This is a genomic window from Brevibacillus brevis (assembly GCF_031583145.1).
Lineage (GTDB): Bacteria > Bacillota > Bacilli > Brevibacillales > Brevibacillaceae > Brevibacillus > Brevibacillus brevis_E.
This window is the reverse complement of sequence record NZ_CP134050.1, coordinates 613,977-634,168: the sequence shown is the minus strand read 5'-3', so window position 1 is coordinate 634,168 and position 20,192 is coordinate 613,977. Positions and strand designations below refer to the sequence as shown.

Genomic DNA, 20,192 nt, shown 5'->3' with positions numbered 1-20,192 from the left:
ATGGCTCCTCAAGGGTGGTTGGCTCATCCCCTCATGAAAGGGGGTGAGGCTGATGGAGGTTTATCAAGCATTGACGCTGATGTTCATGTTCGGCATGTTCATCCTCGCTTTGCTGACTTACCTCAAAAAGAAATAGACCGCCCTTGAGCCTAGCAAGCTGGGTGATCTATTTCCGATCAAACATATTGCACTGAGCCGCCCCCTTGTGGGGAACGTCTATTGTGCAAGACCGGCAGCGTTGCAGCGCTGTTGGTCTTTTTTAGTGTGTACAATTACTGTTGTAATTAGCATATCATAACTCGTGCACAATTAGAAGGTGTTGCCCTTTGGACCTTGACAAACCGAGTGACCTGCTTATGCGATCAATGCTGTTACTACTGAGAGCATTCCTCATCGAGAATACAAACAAAACTGAAATCATAATTTACGCACTTGCTTATTGTCAATACTTACATTACCATATCCCGCCAAGTTCAGCAACCATTTTTTATTTCATACGGCATTCAAAAAAAGAATGCCCTTGCCGTTTTCTGACAAGGGCCGCTGTCCATTACTTCTTCAGCTCAGAATGGGTGAGAACTTCAATCTGCAAATGATCGCCGCTCTTCGATATGTTTATCACTTCAGGAGCTGTCCGGTTCGGAGTTGCTACTTGTCGCTCACTCCTGTAGGTATACGTGCCGTTGCTTATTTCGAAGTATACCGTATAGGTTGTGTTGTCCTCCAAGTTGTCAAATCGAACCTTTGTGCCAGCGATATTTTTCGATACCCCCTCGACAATTGCTACAACTGTATACGAGCTTTGTGGCGCTTCTATCTCAATCCATGCCTTTCCGGAGTTAATTTCCCCATCGGACGTGAAGATAAATTGCCCCACAAGCTGCTCTGCGGCCCGATTGAATATTTGTTCCTCAGTCATTTCTGTCGAGAATCGGATTTGGGTTTCTTTCGATCTGGTTCCGTCACTAACCGTTATCTGGAGGACGTATTCCTTGCCAATTTCCAGACCATCAAAACGAACGGGTGAAGAACCCAGTGTTTGGGTGATCCCGTTAACATTTCCTGTCACTTGAAGTCCTTCGGCATTCTTCACCCATGCATCCACCCAGGCTTGTTGAGCCACCGTGCCAACCTGGTATTGGATCGCTGCCAACACACTATCGGCTTTCTTGTTGAATTCTTCTTCTGGAGTTGGCCCGGGCGGAACAGCTGGCGGAACAACATAGTCACCCGGGCGGAAAGTTTGGGTGACCCATTCTGAATACTCGTTATTCTGGGACTTCACACGGACTTGATACGTGTATTCCACGTCACCTTCTACTCCACTGTCTTCCACTACCGTACCGGTTACCTTTGGAGTGCCCCCTGCACGAATCACCTCTACCACAACATCTTCGGGGTTCCCGTTCAGGTTGACATCAAACTTCAACGTGCCATCTGCGTATCTTTTGGGCACTAATGACGGATTGGCCGGCTTTGTCCATAAGGTGATCGTGTTCTTTACACTCTTTAACCCGCCGCCTTCGGCCCAGAATTCGTACAGGTATGGACTTGCCGGTTGCACTTCATAGTCAACAAATTCCAAACCAGCAAATGTGCCTTCGTTTGCTAAATCGCTCCGTTGCACCTTATACGTTTGCGCACCATCGACCGGATTGACGGTTATCCGGATACTATTGGTGGTACTGTCTTGAGAAGCCAATGTAGGCATATCCAATCCTAGAACCACCGGATATTTCATTTGGTCAAACCAGAAGGATTCACCCGGTATACGGATTCCCAAAGTAGCCTCGTATTTCGACCCAGTTAATCCAGGCACGTCAATGATGTTTGTGGTGCTGCTCTCGTTCACTTGGAAATCATCATCAACCAGGTTTGTCGTTTTCACGTGATAACGTTGTCCGGTTTTTGCCTCCACGTTAAACGTCACTTTGTATCCGCCCTCGCGGGGTTCAATGCTAAAGTATTGATCATTGAGTGACAGGATTTCATACGGAACTTCCTTGACGTTTCCCACGACATCGGAGATTCGAACAAACCCTTTCTTGAATTTGTTATCACGCGGTAATGCTCCGGTAACTTCATTCCCCGTCAGAGATTGCCACGGTTGTTCGTCCACTTGGTACCAGATGCCGTAGCTGAGATCAAGGTTATCGGAATAGGTCATCCCAAACTTCGGATTGTCTTCCTTTGAAATCTTATCGTAGGCGATACTCAACTGAGGCGCGATCCAGTCAGCCAGATACCACTTAGTTACATTCCCCGCATCATTTCCAAATTGGTTTTTGAAGTTGATGCTTAGTTTGTACAATCCTGGCGTGTCCACAGGGAACTTCTGCTCGATTTTGTTGTCCGAAACAGATTTCCATTCGGACCACGGGCCGTCATTAATGCTATATTTCCACTCCACAATATTTTTGAGGTCATGGAGCGAGAGTGGCAGCTCACTGCCTTTTACAAGAATGACGGTTTTTCCATTATGCGTGATTGTCTTCCCGTCCTGTGTAGTGGGATCAAAGGCTCCGTCCGCTGGTTCGCGAGGAATTTCCACAAACTCACCGAGCGCTTTCAGTGTTTTCATACTTCCCAGCTTGGTAACAACCGTTTCGATGCCATCTCCATTCCTTGCAAGTGCTTCGTACTCGTTTTCCGACTCATTTGTGAGAGGGTTATTGTCCCATGTTACATCCGACGACCAGTCTCTCACTTCCCCTGTCGTCTTGTTGATGATCTTGTACATGGTTCCCGGCGGATTGTTAGCCAACAAGGTTATCTTGATATTGGTATAACCTGGTTCATACTGAGCCGTGATAATCGGATTGGCGAGTGTGTACTTGGCTGGGCTGGTAATGGCAGTCGTTTCTACGCCATCTTTGTTCCGAGCCGTGATCGCATATTGCTGCTGCGTGTTGGGGGTAAGATCAAGAATCTGAGCCTCGCTTCCCGTTATCCAGCCCGAGTCATACGTGTCTCCTTTTACGCTTTGAATCCGAACCTCTGTATCTGCAGGATTGCCATTGAGATCAAAGCTTACTTTTACTTCATTCGGACCCACAACCGTCAGGTCGGGAGAAGATACGGGATTGGCGAGCGAGTAAATTTCTTTTGTTACCGGCTCCGTAACATTCAGCATCTTGTCCTGGGCTCGTATCGTGATGACATGCTTCTCGTTCGGATTTGGTGCGCTCAGTTCGAATGTGGTGTTGGTATCGCTAAAGGCAAGCACTTCACCCGTAGCACTATCGGAAATCTCGTACTTCGTCCCCGCGGCGTTCTTACCGGTTAAAAAGCTACCCTTGATCTTACCTTGTTCAGCAGTCAAAGTAATGTCTTCCGCACGAATCGGATACGCTTTCGTTGTGACCGTTCCAAGTGGAATCGGGGAAGATTCGCTGTTAATTCCGAGTGCTTGACCCACTACCGTGTACGTTCTGTTTCCTTCTGGAAGTCCGGTGAATGTATAAGAAAGCGCCGTACCGTAGGCTGTTTTATCGGTTACACCCTCGATCCAAAAACGGTATTTCGTAGTGGCAGAGTTCCCATTCGGATCAATTGTGACGGTGAATGAGTCTTCGGTAATATCGCTAAAGACTGCACCTGTCGGTGGATCGACTTTTGTGGTAGCTTCTGTTTGGATATATTTCGTTGGCGTTCCATTCGGATCAGTCATGCCGTTAAAGGCTCTCACCCGAATCTCATAAGTGGTATCCTTTTCAACACCATTCTGAATGTATAGTAGACTTGCTCCACTTCCCAACGGGAGCCAAGTTGTCTCGCCTTTCTTTCGATACTCCACTTCATGATAAGTGTACTGGGGGTTCACCTGCTTTAACTTCACAGTAATGGACGTTGCTGTAGTTTCAACCGACTCAAATTCTGGAGTAGCCGCCAGTGTGTATGCAGACTTCGAAGCAGATAGCGGCGATTGGGCAACAGCATTATACGCTCGAACGTTGTAAAATTGCTCCGTGTTGCTTGGGAGCCCCGTATCATCAATCTCCAGTTCTGTTCCATCATGAATTTCCGTTCCGAATCTGTAAAACTTATACCCTGTTGTATCCGGAGTAGGCTTGGTTTTTACATGAAGTGTATCCGTGGAGACAGTAGTGACACTCTCCAATACTGGAATACTGTTTGCTCCAAACGCCTGCCACCCTGTCCAGTCTCCTAATACACCGGTTTCAGATAGAGGTTGAATCCGCCACTCGTAGGTAGTTCCCCATTCAAGCGGACTGCTTGTTGGATGTTGATACTCGTTCGACGTAGAGTCTACGAATCCAGTGTCCAGGCTTAGGGTGGTTTCCCCTACTTTTCTCACTTGCAAGTAAAATCCTTTCTGTCCTTCTCCCTCGTCCTGCGAGTAATTCCACGTGTACTTCGGTGTGACTGTGTTTGCTTGGGAACCACTGATCGGGCTAACCTGCGTAATCTCAGGCTTGTGAGACATCCGGAACATCGTGTCCGGATCTCCATTCACGTAGGAGTAAACAGGTTGGTTATACCCATCTTTTGTTACCAAACGAAGTTTAACCATCCCGTTTACGCCGGCGCCATCCCAATGATAGATCACTTTACTACCGGACAACGTAAAGATTGAATCAGTAATCTTTTTGTCCGTAAACACAGGGTTCCATGTTGAACTTCCTTCTTGCTGCCATTCCAAACTCACGAGTAATTCGTTTTGTGGCGTATAATCGTCTGATGGTTTGCTAAATGTTATTGTCCCTCCGTCAGAAAGATCTTGCGGAGCAGTGAGTGTAGGAGCTTGCGGTGCGTAATCTTTGAAGTCATATTGAATGACAGTATTGTACACATAAGTTGCTGTCCGATAACCAATCGTTGCGGAATAGTCCCATCGACTTTCATAGTTGTATACGTCTGCTGTCTTTGTCGTTGTGATGGGCTTGCTGCATGTTATTGAACCGAAAGTGCCTGTTGCATGACCTGGACCTTGTGTAACGGTGAATGACTCACTCTTTAGATTACAATTGCTATCATACGAGTAAAAAATATAAGTATATGAGCAATTATTTTTTTCATCACATCCGTTCAAGGATGCATAAGTAGCATAATGAGAGTAGTTTTGATACTCCGTTGTCGTAATCGTTTGCGTATATGGTGGCACGCGTACCTGATAGGAACTTCCACCCGACCAGTTTGCTGTCAATGTATCACCAGAGACAGTTGTAGAAACCGTTCCGTTCGTGGATGTCTTCGAAGTAACATCATAAAGACCAGCGATCACTTTACTGGCCGTTCCAGAATTGCTTGTGTTCCCATTGTCCGTCAGGGTAACCGTTCCGTTAGTAAATGACGTTGGATTGCCTCCCGATAACGATAACGTCACCTGATTGTTATTTCTTGAGACAGTGACCGTCCCGTTATCGGTTGTCGCGGTTGCGTTAATTACCTCCACTGCAGGAAGTGTCACGTTTTTGGTTTGCGAAGCGTAAATCCCTGTTGCGTCTACCGTCATGGAATCACTTCGGATCACGAAACCTTCAGCCGCTTTCGCTGGGGCAGGAAAAGTGACTCCTATTTGCGTGAGCAAGATTGCAAGCGCAAGAAGTGTCGGCCAGAAACGTTTTCTTTGCTTACCCACGTGTTTCACTCCTCTCTTCCTTGACCATCCCTTTTAGTTGTAACAGCCTTAAAACCATCGTTGCGGCCTGGGCTCTTGTCGTATTGTTAAAGGGGCGGAAAGTACCGTCCGGATACCCTTTGATCAGCCCAGCTCCCGATACCTTGTTGACTTCCTCTGGGTATAACATTTTCGATACATCAGCAAAGACGGGGAGTTTTTCTCTGGGCGGCTGTTCCACCTCCTTGGCCATCCAGACGGCAACCTCTTCTCGGTAGATCGGGTGATTTGCATATAGCTTTCGTTGAGGATACATTTTTGACGGAACGATGTTGCCGCGCCCCTCCAAGTATTGAACGTAGGAGTAAAACCAATCTCTTGGCGTCACATCTTGAAGGGAAACGGGTTGATCGTACTTGTCCTTTTCGGAGAGCTGAATAGCCCTCGAAAGTAAGGCAGCAAACTCTGCTTTGCTAATCGACTTCTCCGGTTTGAATGTTCCGTCAGGATAACCCTTGAGTAAACCCAGCGCCGCCATAAACTGAATGTCATCCCTCGCCCAATGATCCACAATGTCTTTGAAGACGGGCATAGTGACTTTGATCGAATCTGAACCCAAACCTCCTGTGCTGCCACTGCCTGCTTTATCGCCTCCACTATCCTTCTCACCCCCTTTCTTATTGAGAGGAATCTTGATGACTTCGGGATCTTTTGGCACATCGGGAACCGTTACCACCACGATGATTTCTTCGGGTTGGTACGTAAACTGCAACTTGACACTATTCCCCTCCTTATCCACGATTTCATAACTGCTTGCGTCTCCAGGGATGGTCACCGTCGCCTTTTTTTCCGCAAACGCAAAAGAATGGGCGCTTCCCACTAAGGAAAGCGCCAAAATTACTGCGAAACACTTCTTCATGATTTTTTCCCTCCAAACAACCTTGCAAAAAACCCACGTTTCTCCTTGACCGCAAATCCGGATACGAGCGACTCCATAACTGCGATGAGGGCAACAGAAAAGGGATGAGATTTATCTTCTTGCACCAGCACCTTCCCCTCATTGTGAATCGCCCGCATACCGGCCGCCTCCGGCAGAAACCCGATGATGGACAACCCGTTGAGGTAGGCTTTGCATTTTTCCCTCGTAAGAGTATTCCGGTCTTTCTTCATCGGCTCAAAGTTGACCAACACACTGACTTTTTCCAGGGATAGTTGCCGTCTGCTCCAGAGATCCAGATATTCCTGTGAATCCTTAATGGTTGCCAAATCGTAGTCAACGACCAACAGGGTCCTGTTCGCCATCGACATGGCCACACTGAGAAGATCTTGCCGCTCTGGCCCGATATCAATCACCACGTAGTCAAAAGTGCGGCTAAGTTGAGTCAAAATGTAGCCGACAAGTTCGGGAGAGCAAGATTGGCCCACATTCACACCTGGCAGTACATACAGGCCGTTAGGGTGCTTGACCACCAGTTTGGTGAGAACTACTTGATCCGTTACAAGCGCGTTGTTTTCGAAGTACGGCTCCCACGTTTTCAGATTCACCTCCGTTTTGATCCGCATTCGGGTTGCCACATTACCGTGTGGATGCATCAAGTCAACTAGAATGACCCGACCGTTTGCATGGTCATGCAACAGCCGGGCCACGTTCATGGCGATGGTGGTTTTTCCGATCCCCCCCTTTGTTGAGGTGACCACAAACATTTGTCGTCCTCCGATGGGTCGGATGTGAAGTTCATCCAGACGTGTAAAGTTGACGGATACAGTCTCAGGTTGCTTATCAATGGGAGAATGGAACTCTGGTTTTTCTTCCTTCCTTTGCTGCTCTTCATGGTCAATCGGTTCCGAAAACATTGACAGTTCTCTGCTCCGGGGAACCGAAGAAGATGGTCTTGTTCTTGGTACCAAGCGAATGACGTGTTCAACAGGCTTTGTATCCGTTTCTGTTTTCTTTGTTTCATGTAAAGCGGTGGAAATGTGATCAATACGATCAAGAAAGTCATGGGCACCATTCCGCAATGCTTCCTTCATTTCTTCGACGTATTGTTCGCTCTTAAGATTCCCAAGGACATACACCGTTGCATGATCCCTCAGAAGGGGCAATAGAACCTTATCTTCTGGCCAGAGAAGATACACGATGGCATTTGGAGTTTCTTGCACATGGGCCAGCAGTTGATTGGGTGAAACAACCGTTGCGTCTTGATTCTTCAGGGGAACTGTAGAAAAAATGCGTTGTGCTTGAGTCGCGAGCATAATTACCTTCCTTTCGTTTGTTGTCTCAAGGATTTTCAACACGAACAATTAACGTGCGCCACTCCTCTTTCGCCGGTGCTCGTATCTTTTGATCGCCGCCATACATCTTCCGTAGTACACCTCTCCACTCTCTTTTTGTCATCGGAGCCGATTGGTCATGAATGCTTGGAGCTATCTCATAATCAAGACCTAGTCGTTTGGCTTCCTTCATGGCTATAACCGTTAACGTTGGATGGGTCGTTCCGACGAACACCACCCTTTTTTTCGGATACGTTTTGGCAAAGTCGTACAACCGTTGCAAATCACGGGTGTACTGCCTCAATATCCGAACAGGTGTACTTTTTCGCTTTTCAACTGGTTCCATCAAATGAATTTCAAACCAAATTTCGTCGTCGGACTCGTTGTAGGGGATCACAAATGTTCTCTCCAGGCCCATCCGCTTGGCTTCTCGATAGTATCCTTGCTTGATCACGTTCCGTTTGCCTACCCCGTAAAAAACAAGAACGATGGCTCCAACATACAGAGGTGCAGCCAGGAATAAAAGAAACTTCCCTATATAAAAGTGAGAAAGAAAACAGATGACAGCGGTTGCCATCATCCCGTAGAACAAACGATAGTCCCGTTTCTGCCATACACGCATGTCGTGCATTCTCATCCGATACCACTTCTCATGTACTGATGGAGTGGGTCCATTTGAACGATCTTGACCAATCGATCGCATAGTGCTTCATCTGAAAACGCTCGAGGGATGCCGTTTGCAATGTCCCGATAGGCCTCACGATCATAGGGGAGCGTCAACGCAAGGAGAAGAGGAATCATGTCTTGGGGGTGACAAGCTTCCTCATAGGCCATATTCCAAATCAAGCCGGCAGGTTGGATTCCATCCAGCGACTTACTGATGATCACTTGCCGGGCGTAATCAGAGTCTACGATTACGTACACAACAGCCCCTGGTGGGATATCATCCTTTTTGGCTGTTTCCACAATCAGTACGCCAATCTTGGCAGAAGGTTTAGCATCCCTCCCTGCAACCGTAAGGGGGATGTCGGATAGCGTAAACGGAAACGTTGGCGCGTTAAACCAAAGTTTCGTCTTGCATGTCGTCGTACAATCCTTGTACAGAACGGGAACACGCAATCTTTTGGCTGCGGCAATGGCCGTATTCACGCCAACATACGTTTTTCCAGTCGATTCGGGTGAATACAGCACGATGACCTTTTCTGGAGTCGCTTCCGGTTCTTTCTTGCGAACCTCTATAACCGATTTCTGGACCACAGTTGTTGTTTCGGGAACTGGTTTGTTTTCCATCCCACGGGCTTCCCATTTCTCTCGCAGCTTTTCTCTTACGTCCGTCACGGACTTGGCAATCCGGAATACCCGTTGGCCAATTGGCGGTTGAGAACCCTCCTGCTTTTCCTCTTCAGTTGCTACCAGCTTAATCTCTTTTGCCCGGTAGGTATCCTCTGAGGTAAGCTCCTCTTCCTGACGAAGAAGGTGTTTCACTTGCTTGCGAGTTCCGGGGTGGTGAAGGGCGGCAATCACCTGATCCACCTTGATGGTATCCCCTATGATCAAATCATAGATTCCCAATCCAATCAGTCTTTCCAAAAAGGGATGACCTGGCGGGCGTTCATTAAGGATCATTACAACACGAATCCCTTCCTCGACAATCGACTCCATTATTTTGAGAATGTTTGCCTCCGCCCCCACATGTCCCGCTTTCTGATCAAAACGGGAAGTCGGAATGGTTTCCGAAAACAATACGACGTCCGGTTTCAATGAAGGAACCATGGTGACAAGCTGTTCCGCATACAATGCCCTGCCGACTTCCAAAATGCCATCCTTTTTGCTCACATAATCATCCAGCGCTTCATCCCCTGTGGCAAAAACAATTTTCAAGACCATCACCTCACTGGAGGAATTCAACGAATTTGCGTAATAATGGGACGCCATGGATTGTTAAAAACAACCCTAGTGCGACAAAGGCTAAAAAGGCCCAAATCCATGCCAGTATTTTTTTTAGTCCTAAAAAAAACAGCAGCACCGATCCAAAAATGAGAAACGGTCCCGCCATTAAGAGAAACTTCACCGATAGTTTCAAAGATAGTTCTGTTAGCCATGATCGAATCACTTCCGTTTTTTTCTCCAACCAATCAAGGAACGCATCGTTTTCCAAAGAGGACGACTCCTTAATGATAAACGTCCCTTTTTGACTTTCCTCCAATCCAGATAAAATGCGATTGGCCACGTCGTTTTGGGGTTGTTGCTCTTGTTCGGCATAAGCGACCGAACTAAACAACAACCAAACAATAATGAGACACCATCCCCACTTTTTCATACGTCCCTCCTAGTGTTTAATGATCCAGACCCGACGTTTTTGTCTTCCAAACTGCAAGGCATCTTCTAGCTCGGGCATATAGATATCGATTCGATTTCCTTTGATGTCACTACCCGCATCTTCGACCACGTAATAGGGCGCCAATCCCTCGATCTTCACAATGCTACCCGCTGGCATAACCGTCCAATCGGCAGCGATCGTATGATCGGGACGCACCGGTTTCCCAGAAGCTGTGATCCCATACCCGGGGTCTCCAGGCTCCTTTCCGGTTGATTCTTTGCCGGCCGTGTAAGCAGTGATCTCAAACTCGCCCATATACTCCATCTTTTCTGTATCCGGATTGGAAATCTCGCCCCCCTCGAAACTGGGTTGTTCCCCGTAAACATCCAGAAGACCGTCTGCTTTCATGAAGTCTATCCACTTGAGTGGGTCCCGACGTTTTCCTCCAATGGTGACATCCATATGTAGGTGAGCGCCGGTACTTCTCCCTGTACTGCCAACATACCCAATCACTTCCCCCTGCTGCACTCTCTGCCCAGGAGATACCACGTAATTACTAAGGTGCAGATAACGAACAACAATGTCCTGTGTACGATTATTTTCATGGACTTGTGTATCCAGTTTTAATGCTACATAATTTCCGGCCGAGACCGAGTTTCTCGCAATCTGCACGATCCCTGAGTTAATCGCCAGGACTGGAACATGTTCGGGAACCCCCCAATCAACCCCATCGTGGAATTCTCGTTTGCCATCTAGTTCTCGGTAACAAAAACAGCTGGTAATGGGCCATGTGCTGCCATCCCAAAACGTCTTTCCCTTCACTTCGAAGTTTGGTGTCTCAATTTGAAAGTCTGGGTTGAGAATATAGATGGGGATCGATTGATAATAAACCGTGAATGCACTGCTCAGAGCAGCTTGAGCTTTGACCAACTTCTCCTCGTCTGTATCTTCTCCACCCATGAAGAGATAGACGACTTCCTCTTTTTTGGTTCGATTGGTGATGTCGTCTAACCAGGAAGTGAGGAGATCATAGGACAAGAATAAAAACTTGGCCACCTCATCGACAAAACGATCTGTTAGGATGTCATCATTGATGTTATCTGAGAATTCCTCCACAACGGCGTAACCGTACCTCGGAATATACACTTTCATGCCGAGTTGAAGACCGTAAGGGTTATCTTTGGAAACCGCTATTGTTCCGAACCGTGTTTCGCTTCCTCTTCGGGGCAGTGTACCAAGTGGTGTCCTGCCCTTATTGATACGCCACGAATTGTCGTACACTTGAACCTTCACATTCAAGGATTCAATATAATCCTTTGGCGTTCGTTCCGGCAGGAGAGCGTACAAGTCGATTTCTCCCAACTCATTTCTGGGGGCAGAACCAATCGGCGATCGGGCAATCACTTGTTGCATTTCCGGTGGCAGCAGGTACTTCACGCGGGGATCTTTCAAGTCCCGATCAAACCCATAGGCTTGAAAAATAACGATGTCAACATTCTGGTTATCTTCCAAGCCATAGTGTCGAAGTGCCTGTTTCAGTTTTTCATATGTGAAGTCCGTGTCTACACGTGCCAACACGTCACGACATTTTTGAGTGCCGTCCGGCTGCTTTTCGTAAACGGTTTGGTAATGATACTGATAGGTCCCGATATAGGTATGAGCAAAATCAAGCAGGATTCGGCCTTCGCAAGCCTTTCGAAAACGAAATTCCGGCTTAACCAGTTCGTAGGTTTGGTTCAGATACTTTTCCATTTGCGAAAGATCATCGAAGTTGTAGGCCAGTTTGTCGATCGCAGCCAGAATGCCCCATGAAAGCTGATGGTCATGCTGGTAGATTTGGGCGATCTCTTCTTCTGTCAATCCTTCTTTCCATGTGGCTGCTTTCTTCACGTACGCCGCTTTTATTTCCTGACCGATTTTGGGATCAAAGTCATCTCTTCCGGTGAAGTTCAGCATCCCTCCTGTGAGATTGAACATCGAATCTAGGGTTAACGTCACGAGCAGCACAATGACAATCAGGGGGATCATGCTCAAAATGAGAGAGAACACCATTCGTTTGACATAACGAAAAAGAAGGCGGGCCATGAGCAGGCCCACCTTTTTCAATCGTTCCATCATTCGCTACGGAATCTCCTTTGGAGTTCCAATCCCTCTTCACCTTTTTTGAAACTGCTGATAATCAAGTGTGCCTCCCCCTTGTTCTTTACTGTACTTGCTGGAACCCCCAATTTTTCTAGTGTGTAGGCTTGTTTTTCGGTAACCGGATCAGCGAACCATGCGGGTTCAACGGGTTCAAACGTTTGTTGAAAGGTCGGCCGAAATACCGTACCCGATGAACTTTGGGCTGAACGTTTCCCTTGAGATACGGACCGGAGAGCGGCTTGCTGCGGCGCTGGGGTAAATACCGGTTCAATGCGGTACTTCCTCACAGGAACGGATGGTCCGGAAGACGGCAAAGGAATCACCTTCCCGGTAACTTTTTCAAGATGCATTTTCTGCCCCTCCACGTTCATCCTTCCAGCCAAAGCTTGTTGATAATTTTCCGTTGCGCCTTGATAGGTCCGCTCCAGTTCCTCGTAACGTGCACCTGCATGAGATTCTGCTCGCTGTACTCTCTGTGCAGCCTGGTTCACTTGATAACCTACTTCCAAATATTGCGCAAGGGAAGAACCCGGGCGATATCCCGCTTTTGTGAGTGCTTGAACATCTTGACTACGATACACAGGATTCACGGCCTGTTTCGCTTGCTGTAACTGCTTGTAGGCTTGTTCCACCTGCTGGCGGGCCATGTTCTTTTCCGGTGTATTTGGTTTGATGGCTTGGTAATCAGCCAACGCCCTTTCATACGTTCGCTTGGCATCCTGAACGGTCTGGTTTGCATGAATCAGCTGCGGCCGTGAACGATGATACGCCTCTTCATGCTGCTGTAACAGGTTTCTTGCTTTTACACGTTCTTCCGGCTCCATTTGTTGATACACGGTATCGAGGTTACGTTTGGCCTGCAGGTGATCTTGCTTCGCTGCAAAAACTGGGCTAATCTGGCTGTCCACCTGACGGAGAGCAAATGCCGCTTCTTCTTCACGCTGACGGGCTTCTGCCCACTTTTGTGGTAATTCCACCATCTGCTGGTAGGCTGCTGCCTTTTGGCGATGATGATCATGGTCCAAAAACGGAAGCCGAGATGCTACGCTGTGGAGACCCTTACGTACTTCAGGTGATGACGCTGCCGCGGTGATTTGGTTGGCTGCATACCCGGAAACTCTGGTACCCACTTTTGTACCCGCTAACATACCGGGCGCACCGGCCAATGCCATTCCCGCTAATCCTCCAAAAGCGCCTGCACTAAACTGGAATCCACGCCGCAGGGTATTTCCAATGGATTGCCTTAGACTTTCACCGGGTTGAGCCAAGCCGCTTTGTTGATAAGCGTCACGCATCCCGTGAAAGCTTTGCATGGCTAACTTCCCTGTGTTCATGACACCCGCAATTCCAAGACCCGAAAGCGTCAGATAGGCCATCTTCCGCATCCAGCCTGCTCCCTCTTGAGCAAATCCACCACCTTGAAATACTTCCCGCACAAAAGCCCCAGCTGGAATGATCGCAAGCAATAATACTACTGAATAGGCAATCTTCTCCACATCAGGAGCATCCTGCATGAGGTTGAAGGCAAAACAGTACAGCAAAGCATGAACCGGCTGCGTGAACAGGTTGGTCAGCATTTCCCGATTCCACAAACCAAACAGGTGACGTTTGGAGGGGAAATTTTGCAGCATCGCAATGATCGGGAACAACACCAATAACCCCATGATGACAACCTTCTGCATGAAGTAAATAAAAAAGATCATCCCGTGCTGAGCGAGGGAGATCAATTTCAGCATGGCTTCTGTTAATTTGTCATCAATGGTGTAATTCAGTAACCCCTGCACGACAATTTCCGGATCGACCAAATTGGCGAACAGGGCGACAAATAGCATGGCGATATCGGAATAGATCCCCACGAGAAAGGGGATAAACAGGATCGCCAATGCTGAAAGGATCATGGTGGAGATAATACTTCGGGCAGTAATGCGATCCTGAACCCCGCTTGGGAACATCAGGTAGTTGGCCTGATACCCTACGATAATGACAGCACCCGCCCAAAAGATTCCCATCATGTAATAGTAGATGTACTTAATGGTTTGCCATGTATTTTCATCAAACCGGTAGTAGGCAAACCGGTCTTTGTCCTTAAATCGTACCTCTTCCGCCCCGTCTTCCGACTTCACTATCTCAAAGTTAAAAATTTGCTGCTCTGGCGGCGGAATCAATAGTTCTAACCATGCTGCTACCCTCTGAACCACAAACCCAACACTACTCCCCAGGAAGTTGGCGTCATTAAAGGCAATATCATACGCTGAAACACCAATACCGGTGAGGATCGCTCCCCATTTTGCCTTGTCATAAACCTTCTTCGCTTTTTCCCCCACTTTCGTTGCCTTATCTGAAATTTTTCCAAACCAACCGTCTTTGAAAAGATTTCCGATCCAACTTCCTACCGCCCCACCCTTGCCAGCATCTGCTTGATACACACCGAATGTCGTCAGGCCAACACCGGTAAACATGACGATGGCCACGGTTAGGATTACGACCCGTCTCCACAATGTTTGCTCACCCCCCATGCTCTGGGAAGAAAATCTCTTGTTCCCAGGGAGAAAACTGCGTCACTACGCGAACACTGTATTTGGGCTGCTTAATGATGGCATGATGAGCGAGTCCCATGCTTAAAAACTCCAGTTCTCCTTCGGTGAGCTTGAACAATTCGGCACATTTTTGCAGGTCGCCTTCGTGCTGGGCAAAAATGATTTTGGTATCACTGTTCTGGATCACGGCTCTGCCATGCTCATTCTCATAAAACTTTTGAAAGTTTTGCGTGGCCGCAATCGGGCCGCCTTTTCTCTTGCGGAACCGCCGAAAATACGTTTCAAGCGCCTTGGCAGAGTAAAGGTTTTTGAACAGTTCCTGGCACTCATCCGCATCAACTCGAAACAGGGAACCATCGTCCAAGTCACGCTTTTTTAAGAAACGGTTTTCCAAGTAGGATAGTACAACGATATTGGCAATGGGCAGTAACTCCGAATTATGCAAATCCCTGAGTCCGAATCCGGCACAGGGAGCATCCCCAAGTTCCACATTGGTTTGACAATCAAAGATGCCAAGCGTTCCCTTTTCGGTAAAGCGTTCCAGGGTAAGAACAGTCCCTTGCAAATCATTGATCCCCTCGGCAAGCAAGCAAAACTCATGATAAAAGGTGCTAAACTGCGGTGGTGTCTTTTTTTTCCTTGTTACGAATTGCCCAGATTCCGGGTCAAAATAGGCATCGTGATATAAACTTCTTGGATCTTCGCTAATTCCACATGATTCGTAAGCTTTTCTCCAAGCCCGGTCAATATAGGCCGCAATGACTTTGTGTTCCGCACTGTCTGTCAGTCCCGCCATCGCCGCCGACAGATTGACCATATCCTCGACCTTGCCCTGCAAATCAACAATCAAACCGCGCTCTTTGTGATGTTCCAGTTCAATGTCTGCCGGGTTAAACCGCAAATCGGAGTAACGGCTAATTGGCAAATAAATGCCTCCCAAGGTTTCAATGGTTTTTTTCAGGTCTCCTTCCTGGTCAATCACCGCATGGTAAACGCCATACGGAACCTCTCCGGCAATGATCTTTTGAAGCATGGCGGTTTTCCCTGTTCCCGAAACACCAATTAGTGAGATCCCAAAGTTATTCACGTGCTCTTTGTTAAACCCGTCGAAAAGGACTGGGGAACCAACGTCGTAATTTAGTCCCAGGATCGGGCCATCCTCATGCGGCCAATCCGATACGGTAAAGGGATACAGGTTGGTTCCCGCAGCCAAATTCATCTCCTTCCACGCTTCTTTTCGCTTGATGGCCAGAGGACTGACTGCTTTGAACATCAGGTCATGCTCATGGTCTGCTGGCTTCAGGCAATCCTTGGTCCCGCCAAACTTTGACATGAGGCGGTCTGCCTTTTTTTCGAGGTCCTCCTGGTTGTTGGCCGCCAGAATAATAAAGTTATCGAAGTAGATAATGCGATCTCGATTGTTATCAATATCAGACCGTAATTGCTGGAGCATGGCCAACTCCTCCTGCTTGGAGAGTACACCACGGCTGGACGCTTGCTTGGCACGATCAATGAGTTTAGATTCAATTCCTTCAATACGGGTCGTTAGCCAGGACAAAATCCTGTCTTTGTCAACAGGGGCGATATATTGGATGAAATCAATATCCCCAGGGAAACTCACAAGTGGGTGCAGATATCCAAAGTCAATTTCAGACGGCCACCCGTCTACAAAAAACGATTGGATATACCTCTCTCCTACCTGAATGTACGTAGCAGGTGAGAGATCAGCAAAGTTTGGAGCCAACACTTCAATAAAATCATGGATCGGACGATATTCATCATCCTTCTCCTTCTTGGCCGACCAAGTGAACTTGACTTTTGTTTTAAAGTTAAGCAAACGCGGGCACCCCTCTCACAAACAAGCTGTGAAATCCCTTTTCGTAGAGATCAACACCCGAGATGTACTTGGACTGTTTCTTATTGCACCAGGCATGGAGAATGTCGTATACATCCGGAGTCTCCAGACGTTTGTACCGTCGAACAAATCGTTGGATACGCCCCAAAGACTCCTCGATGCGATCACTGAGAAAGTCATTGGCTTTTTCCGGAGAGCGAGTTGGGTCATCTAACGGAAACACAAGAAAATTACGGCGAACCGGTAGGTTCCTCGATGCAAGTAACTCCCGATTGAATTGTTCTTGCTCCATCAAAAACGCCTCTGTTGTTGTACCGGAAGCGTTATAAGCACGGACAAAATTGATTCGATTTTCCCTTTGTCTTTTCATCACTTCTTCCAGATCAACCTGGCGACTTTGGATATACAAAGCAATCTCAATCTCCAATGTCCGTAAGAAATCCTGCCAACCCAAGTAGACATTCCGCAGTTCTTTTTCCGAGCAATGCGTTAAGGGTATCGGGAAAATCTCCAAATACTTTCGGTAACGGCCGTTTGTAAGAACCGCAAGGCCATCCTGGACATCTTCTAGTTCCAGATACTCCGGCCAACTAATGCTCTTTCTGGAGTCCAATGTATCCTCTCCTTTCCCTTCGAAACACCTTTTTCGGTCTCAACCTGAACAAGAAGCGCCGCCACCACACCGTCCATGGAGATTCCCCTTTGATTTTCCGAAACATGAGATATCCCCCCGCGATGGGAAACAAGGGGGCAATTTCGTAGAATCCAATGGAAACGGAGGCAAGCAATCCGGTAAACGACACAATGCAAATGATCCATTGTGTGTTAGACAAAACAAAGAGGGGGATGTCATTCTTTATCCCTTTCGGTACTCGGGCACGCATGACTCACACCGTCCTTATTATGTCAAAAGCATGTTGTAGATCACCTTGGCTAACGTAACCAGGCTTGCAATCAACAGCAGTCCAATGATAATGCCAAACCCCCATGTTTTGGCCGTCTGTCTGGCGTTTTGCCCGAAGGCAATGAAATTTAGAAAAAACCCCAGCAATGCACCGGAAATGACGGATGCAGACAATGATATCCCAATCACCCAGTTGAAGATTTTGTTGATCAACTGGCTAAAATCATTTTCGGGATTTCCTTCGGCAAGTCCAAATGGGTCAAAATTTGGCTTGCTGTTTACATTTGCGTACGCTACTTGAGACTGTGTAATCGGGACAAACAGTGACGAGAACAAAATGGCAACGAGCATCAGGATCTTAACTGCTCGGATAGTTCGGCTCATCCTAAATCTCCTTTCCTTTTTCAGCAATTGGGAAAACGTCGAGGCCAGCTGCGCAAAATCTCCTCCCTCCCTCGTATAATCAGTTTAGAAGCTCATCTCAAGCGAATTTCCAGTTGATCCGGACAACCGGAAACAGCTTAGATGAATTTCCAGATGATGATCATCAACTCAGCGGCGGTGGTGGATGATGTAGCCGAACCCGTACCGCAGCCCGAAGGGCGAGGAACGGAAGTCGGGAGGCGAAGCCTCTGTCCTCCATCTCTTCGGATCGATCCGGACGATTCGAAGAGCCCACCGTTTGAGAAGCCCCTGGCTTCCTCATCCGCTTGTTTTTGCTTCACCCGTTTTATCCCCCTTCTTTGGATGGGGAAGTCGGGGAAATCTCAAAAAACTGATTCACAATTTGTGCTCTAATCGCAGAATGGATTTGCCATTGCTGTTTCTTTGTCATGCGCTTTTCCACAACTGAATACATGCAGCGTTCGAATGCGAGAGGTCGCATGGCAAGCGAACGCCGCTTTACAACTCGGAACTGTCCGTGGAACAATGGGATCGACAAGCTTGATCTCGGGAGACTTCTTTCCCTCCGTGCAGACCGCAAGGTACTGCTTCAAAAGCCTGCTACCCGGATCCACCGCTCAGATTCTGACCGCTAGTTGCGCCCTCATGCGGGATGGGGGAGTAGCACCCCGCAATTGTCTTCCCCATGGGTGAGTGCTGATGACGAGGCTGCAGCAGGTGGTTTCCACGGGCACCCAGGTCCGAGTCCGGCTTGATTTTGTGTACAAGCACCCTGAGGAGGTGAATCCCATGTCCCAAATGCTGATCGGTATAGACGTAAGCTTGCGTTCCCACCATGTACAATTCATGGCGGGGGACGGCCGGAAGCTGGCCTCTTTCTCCGTCACCAACGACCGACACGGGGCCGATACCCTCATTCGTCGGATGCTGGATACGGCGGCGGAAGTCAAGTGCCAAACGCTTCGCATCGGGATGGAGGCGACATCCAATCTTGGATGGCACCTGGCCCACTACTTAAAAGACCAACTCGCTCCCTATGAACCCAACGTTCAGGCTCAGGTTTACGTCTTGAATGCTCGTAAAGTGGCTCGGTTCAAGAAGGGCTATGATACCCTTCCCAAAACCGACCGCATCGATGCCTGGGTGATTGCAGACCATCTGCGTTTCGGACGACTGCCTCACGATATGAATGAAGTAGTCCAATACCAAGCCTTGCAGCGTCTGACTCGCACGCGCTTTCACCTCATCCACAGTATCAAGCGTGAAAAAGCGTATTTCCTGAATCAGGTGTTTCTGAAGTTCAGCGGGATGCGGATCGACAATCCGTTCTCGGACACTTTCGGCGCCACCAGTCTGGCTGTGATCCAAGAGCTGGATCCCGAACGCATCGCGGAGATGCCCATGGAAGAGCTGATTGAATTTCTTCAGGAGAAGGGCAAAAAACGTTTCGCCAATCCGCAAGAAATCGCGGAACTGTTGAAAAAGCTGGCCCGCTCTTCGTATCGGTTGGATAAAGCCATGAGTGATCCGGTCAATATCTCGCTGTCCGTCACCCTCAGCGTCATTAAGAACATGGAGGCTGAGGTCAAGAAACTGGATAAACAGATCGACAAGATCATGAAAGGCTTTCAGCAGACACTGACATCCGTCAAAGGCATCGGAGCCGTGTATGCAGCCGGAATCCTGGCCGAGATCGGTGATATTAGCCGATTTGACGATCACAACGCATTGGCCAAATTCGCCGGTCTGGTCTGGAACAAGTACCAGTCCGGAGATTTTGAAGCTGAAGATACCGAGCGCGTGATGACCGGCAACAAGTATCTGCGCTACTACTTAGTTGAAGCAGCAGATAAAGTTCGCAAATACGATTCGGAATACGAAGCGTTCTACCACAAGAAATTTAACGAAGTTACGAAACACCAGCACAAACGAGCACTCGTCCTTACCGCACGCAAATTGGTACGGTTGGTCTTCATGCTACTGAAGACCAAGAAACTGTACACACCACCGGAGAGGAGGAATTAAACCAGATTCCTGATTTTTACTCCACTTCCATTAGACCCGCCCAAACAGTCGTCTGAAAATTCCGTCTATTGGCTGGGTCAGGTTTCGTATTGCCTTTTTTAGGCTCAAAACAGATTTTTCTTAAGTTTCCTTCCAATTTTCATTGATCAACC

General features: G+C 47.9%; 14 protein-coding genes. 2 read left to right on the top strand and 12 right to left on the bottom strand.

Annotation, left to right across the window (positions count from 1 at the left end; translation table 11 throughout):
- Nucleotides 1–52 precede the first annotated feature (52 nt).
- Nucleotides 53–136 (top strand): putative holin-like toxin, encoded by an 84-nt coding sequence (locus RGB73_RS03365; protein WP_016738816.1) that lies wholly within the window; start codon nucleotides 53–55, stop codon nucleotides 134–136.
- A 414-nt stretch (nucleotides 137–550) separates the two neighbouring features.
- On the opposite strand, the gene RGB73_RS03360 is transcribed toward RGB73_RS03365, so the two are convergent.
- The 12 genes from RGB73_RS03360 to RGB73_RS03305 all read right to left on the bottom strand — a co-directional run bounded on the left by RGB73_RS03360 (nucleotide 551) and on the right by RGB73_RS03305 (nucleotide 18,335).
- Nucleotides 551–5,602 (bottom strand): fibronectin type III domain-containing protein, encoded by a 5,052-nt coding sequence (locus tag RGB73_RS03360; protein ID WP_310769167.1) that lies wholly within the window; start codon nucleotides 5,600–5,602, stop codon nucleotides 551–553.
- On the bottom strand, nucleotides 5,595–6,500 hold the full coding sequence (locus tag RGB73_RS03355) for an S-layer homology domain-containing protein (protein WP_310769165.1): 906 nt from the start codon (nucleotides 6,498–6,500) through the stop codon (nucleotides 5,595–5,597). Before RGB73_RS03355 ends, RGB73_RS03360 begins: the two co-directional genes overlap by 8 nt.
- Complete coding sequence (locus RGB73_RS03350; protein WP_310769164.1) at nucleotides 6,497–7,834, bottom strand: CpaE/TadZ family protein; 1,338 nt, start codon at nucleotides 7,832–7,834, stop codon at nucleotides 6,497–6,499. Before RGB73_RS03350 ends, RGB73_RS03355 begins: the two co-directional genes overlap by 4 nt.
- A gap of 25 nt (nucleotides 7,835–7,859) precedes the next feature.
- Nucleotides 7,860–8,474 carry a hypothetical protein gene (locus tag RGB73_RS03345; RefSeq protein ID WP_310769162.1) on the bottom strand — a complete coding sequence of 205 codons (615 nt, stop codon included), beginning with the start codon at nucleotides 8,472–8,474 and terminating at the stop codon, nucleotides 7,860–7,862.
- A gap of 11 nt (nucleotides 8,475–8,485) precedes the next feature.
- Nucleotides 8,486–9,733 (bottom strand): hypothetical protein, encoded by a 1,248-nt coding sequence (locus RGB73_RS03340; RefSeq protein ID WP_310769160.1) that lies wholly within the window; start codon nucleotides 9,731–9,733, stop codon nucleotides 8,486–8,488.
- A gap of 10 nt (nucleotides 9,734–9,743) precedes the next feature.
- Nucleotides 9,744–10,172, bottom strand: coding sequence for a hypothetical protein (locus tag RGB73_RS03335; protein ID WP_310769158.1), 429 nt, complete (start codon nucleotides 10,170–10,172; stop codon nucleotides 9,744–9,746).
- A gap of 9 nt (nucleotides 10,173–10,181) precedes the next feature.
- Complete coding sequence (locus RGB73_RS03330) at nucleotides 10,182–12,290, bottom strand: peptidoglycan DD-metalloendopeptidase family protein (RefSeq protein WP_310769156.1); 2,109 nt, start codon at nucleotides 12,288–12,290, stop codon at nucleotides 10,182–10,184.
- Nucleotides 12,287–14,785 (bottom strand): GumC domain-containing protein, encoded by a 2,499-nt coding sequence (locus RGB73_RS03325; RefSeq protein ID WP_310769154.1) that lies wholly within the window; start codon nucleotides 14,783–14,785, stop codon nucleotides 12,287–12,289. Before RGB73_RS03325 ends, RGB73_RS03330 begins: the two co-directional genes overlap by 4 nt.
- A 34-nt stretch (nucleotides 14,786–14,819) precedes the next feature.
- Entirely contained in the window at nucleotides 14,820–16,688 is a 1,869-nt protein-coding gene (locus RGB73_RS03320; RefSeq protein WP_310769152.1) for a VirB4 family type IV secretion system protein, read from the bottom strand.
- On the bottom strand, nucleotides 16,681–17,319 hold the full coding sequence (locus RGB73_RS03315; protein WP_310769150.1) for a hypothetical protein: 639 nt from the start codon (nucleotides 17,317–17,319) through the stop codon (nucleotides 16,681–16,683). The genes RGB73_RS03320 and RGB73_RS03315 overlap by 8 nt, the downstream gene beginning before the upstream one ends.
- Nucleotides 17,320–17,607: 288 nt before the next feature.
- The gene (locus RGB73_RS03310; RefSeq protein ID WP_310769148.1) at nucleotides 17,608–17,994 is read right to left on the bottom strand and encodes a hypothetical protein; all 387 of its coding nucleotides are present in this window, start codon (nucleotides 17,992–17,994) and stop codon (nucleotides 17,608–17,610) included.
- 137 nt (nucleotides 17,995–18,131) lie between these two features.
- Nucleotides 18,132–18,335 (bottom strand): hypothetical protein, encoded by a 204-nt coding sequence (locus RGB73_RS03305; protein WP_310769145.1) that lies wholly within the window; start codon nucleotides 18,333–18,335, stop codon nucleotides 18,132–18,134.
- Between the two features lie 469 nt (nucleotides 18,336–18,804).
- On the opposite strand from RGB73_RS03305, the gene RGB73_RS03300 reads away from it, so the two are divergent.
- On the top strand, nucleotides 18,805–20,040 hold the full coding sequence (locus tag RGB73_RS03300) for an IS110 family RNA-guided transposase (protein ID WP_310769143.1): 1,236 nt from the start codon (nucleotides 18,805–18,807) through the stop codon (nucleotides 20,038–20,040).
- Nucleotides 20,041–20,192: the final 152 nt, after the last annotated feature.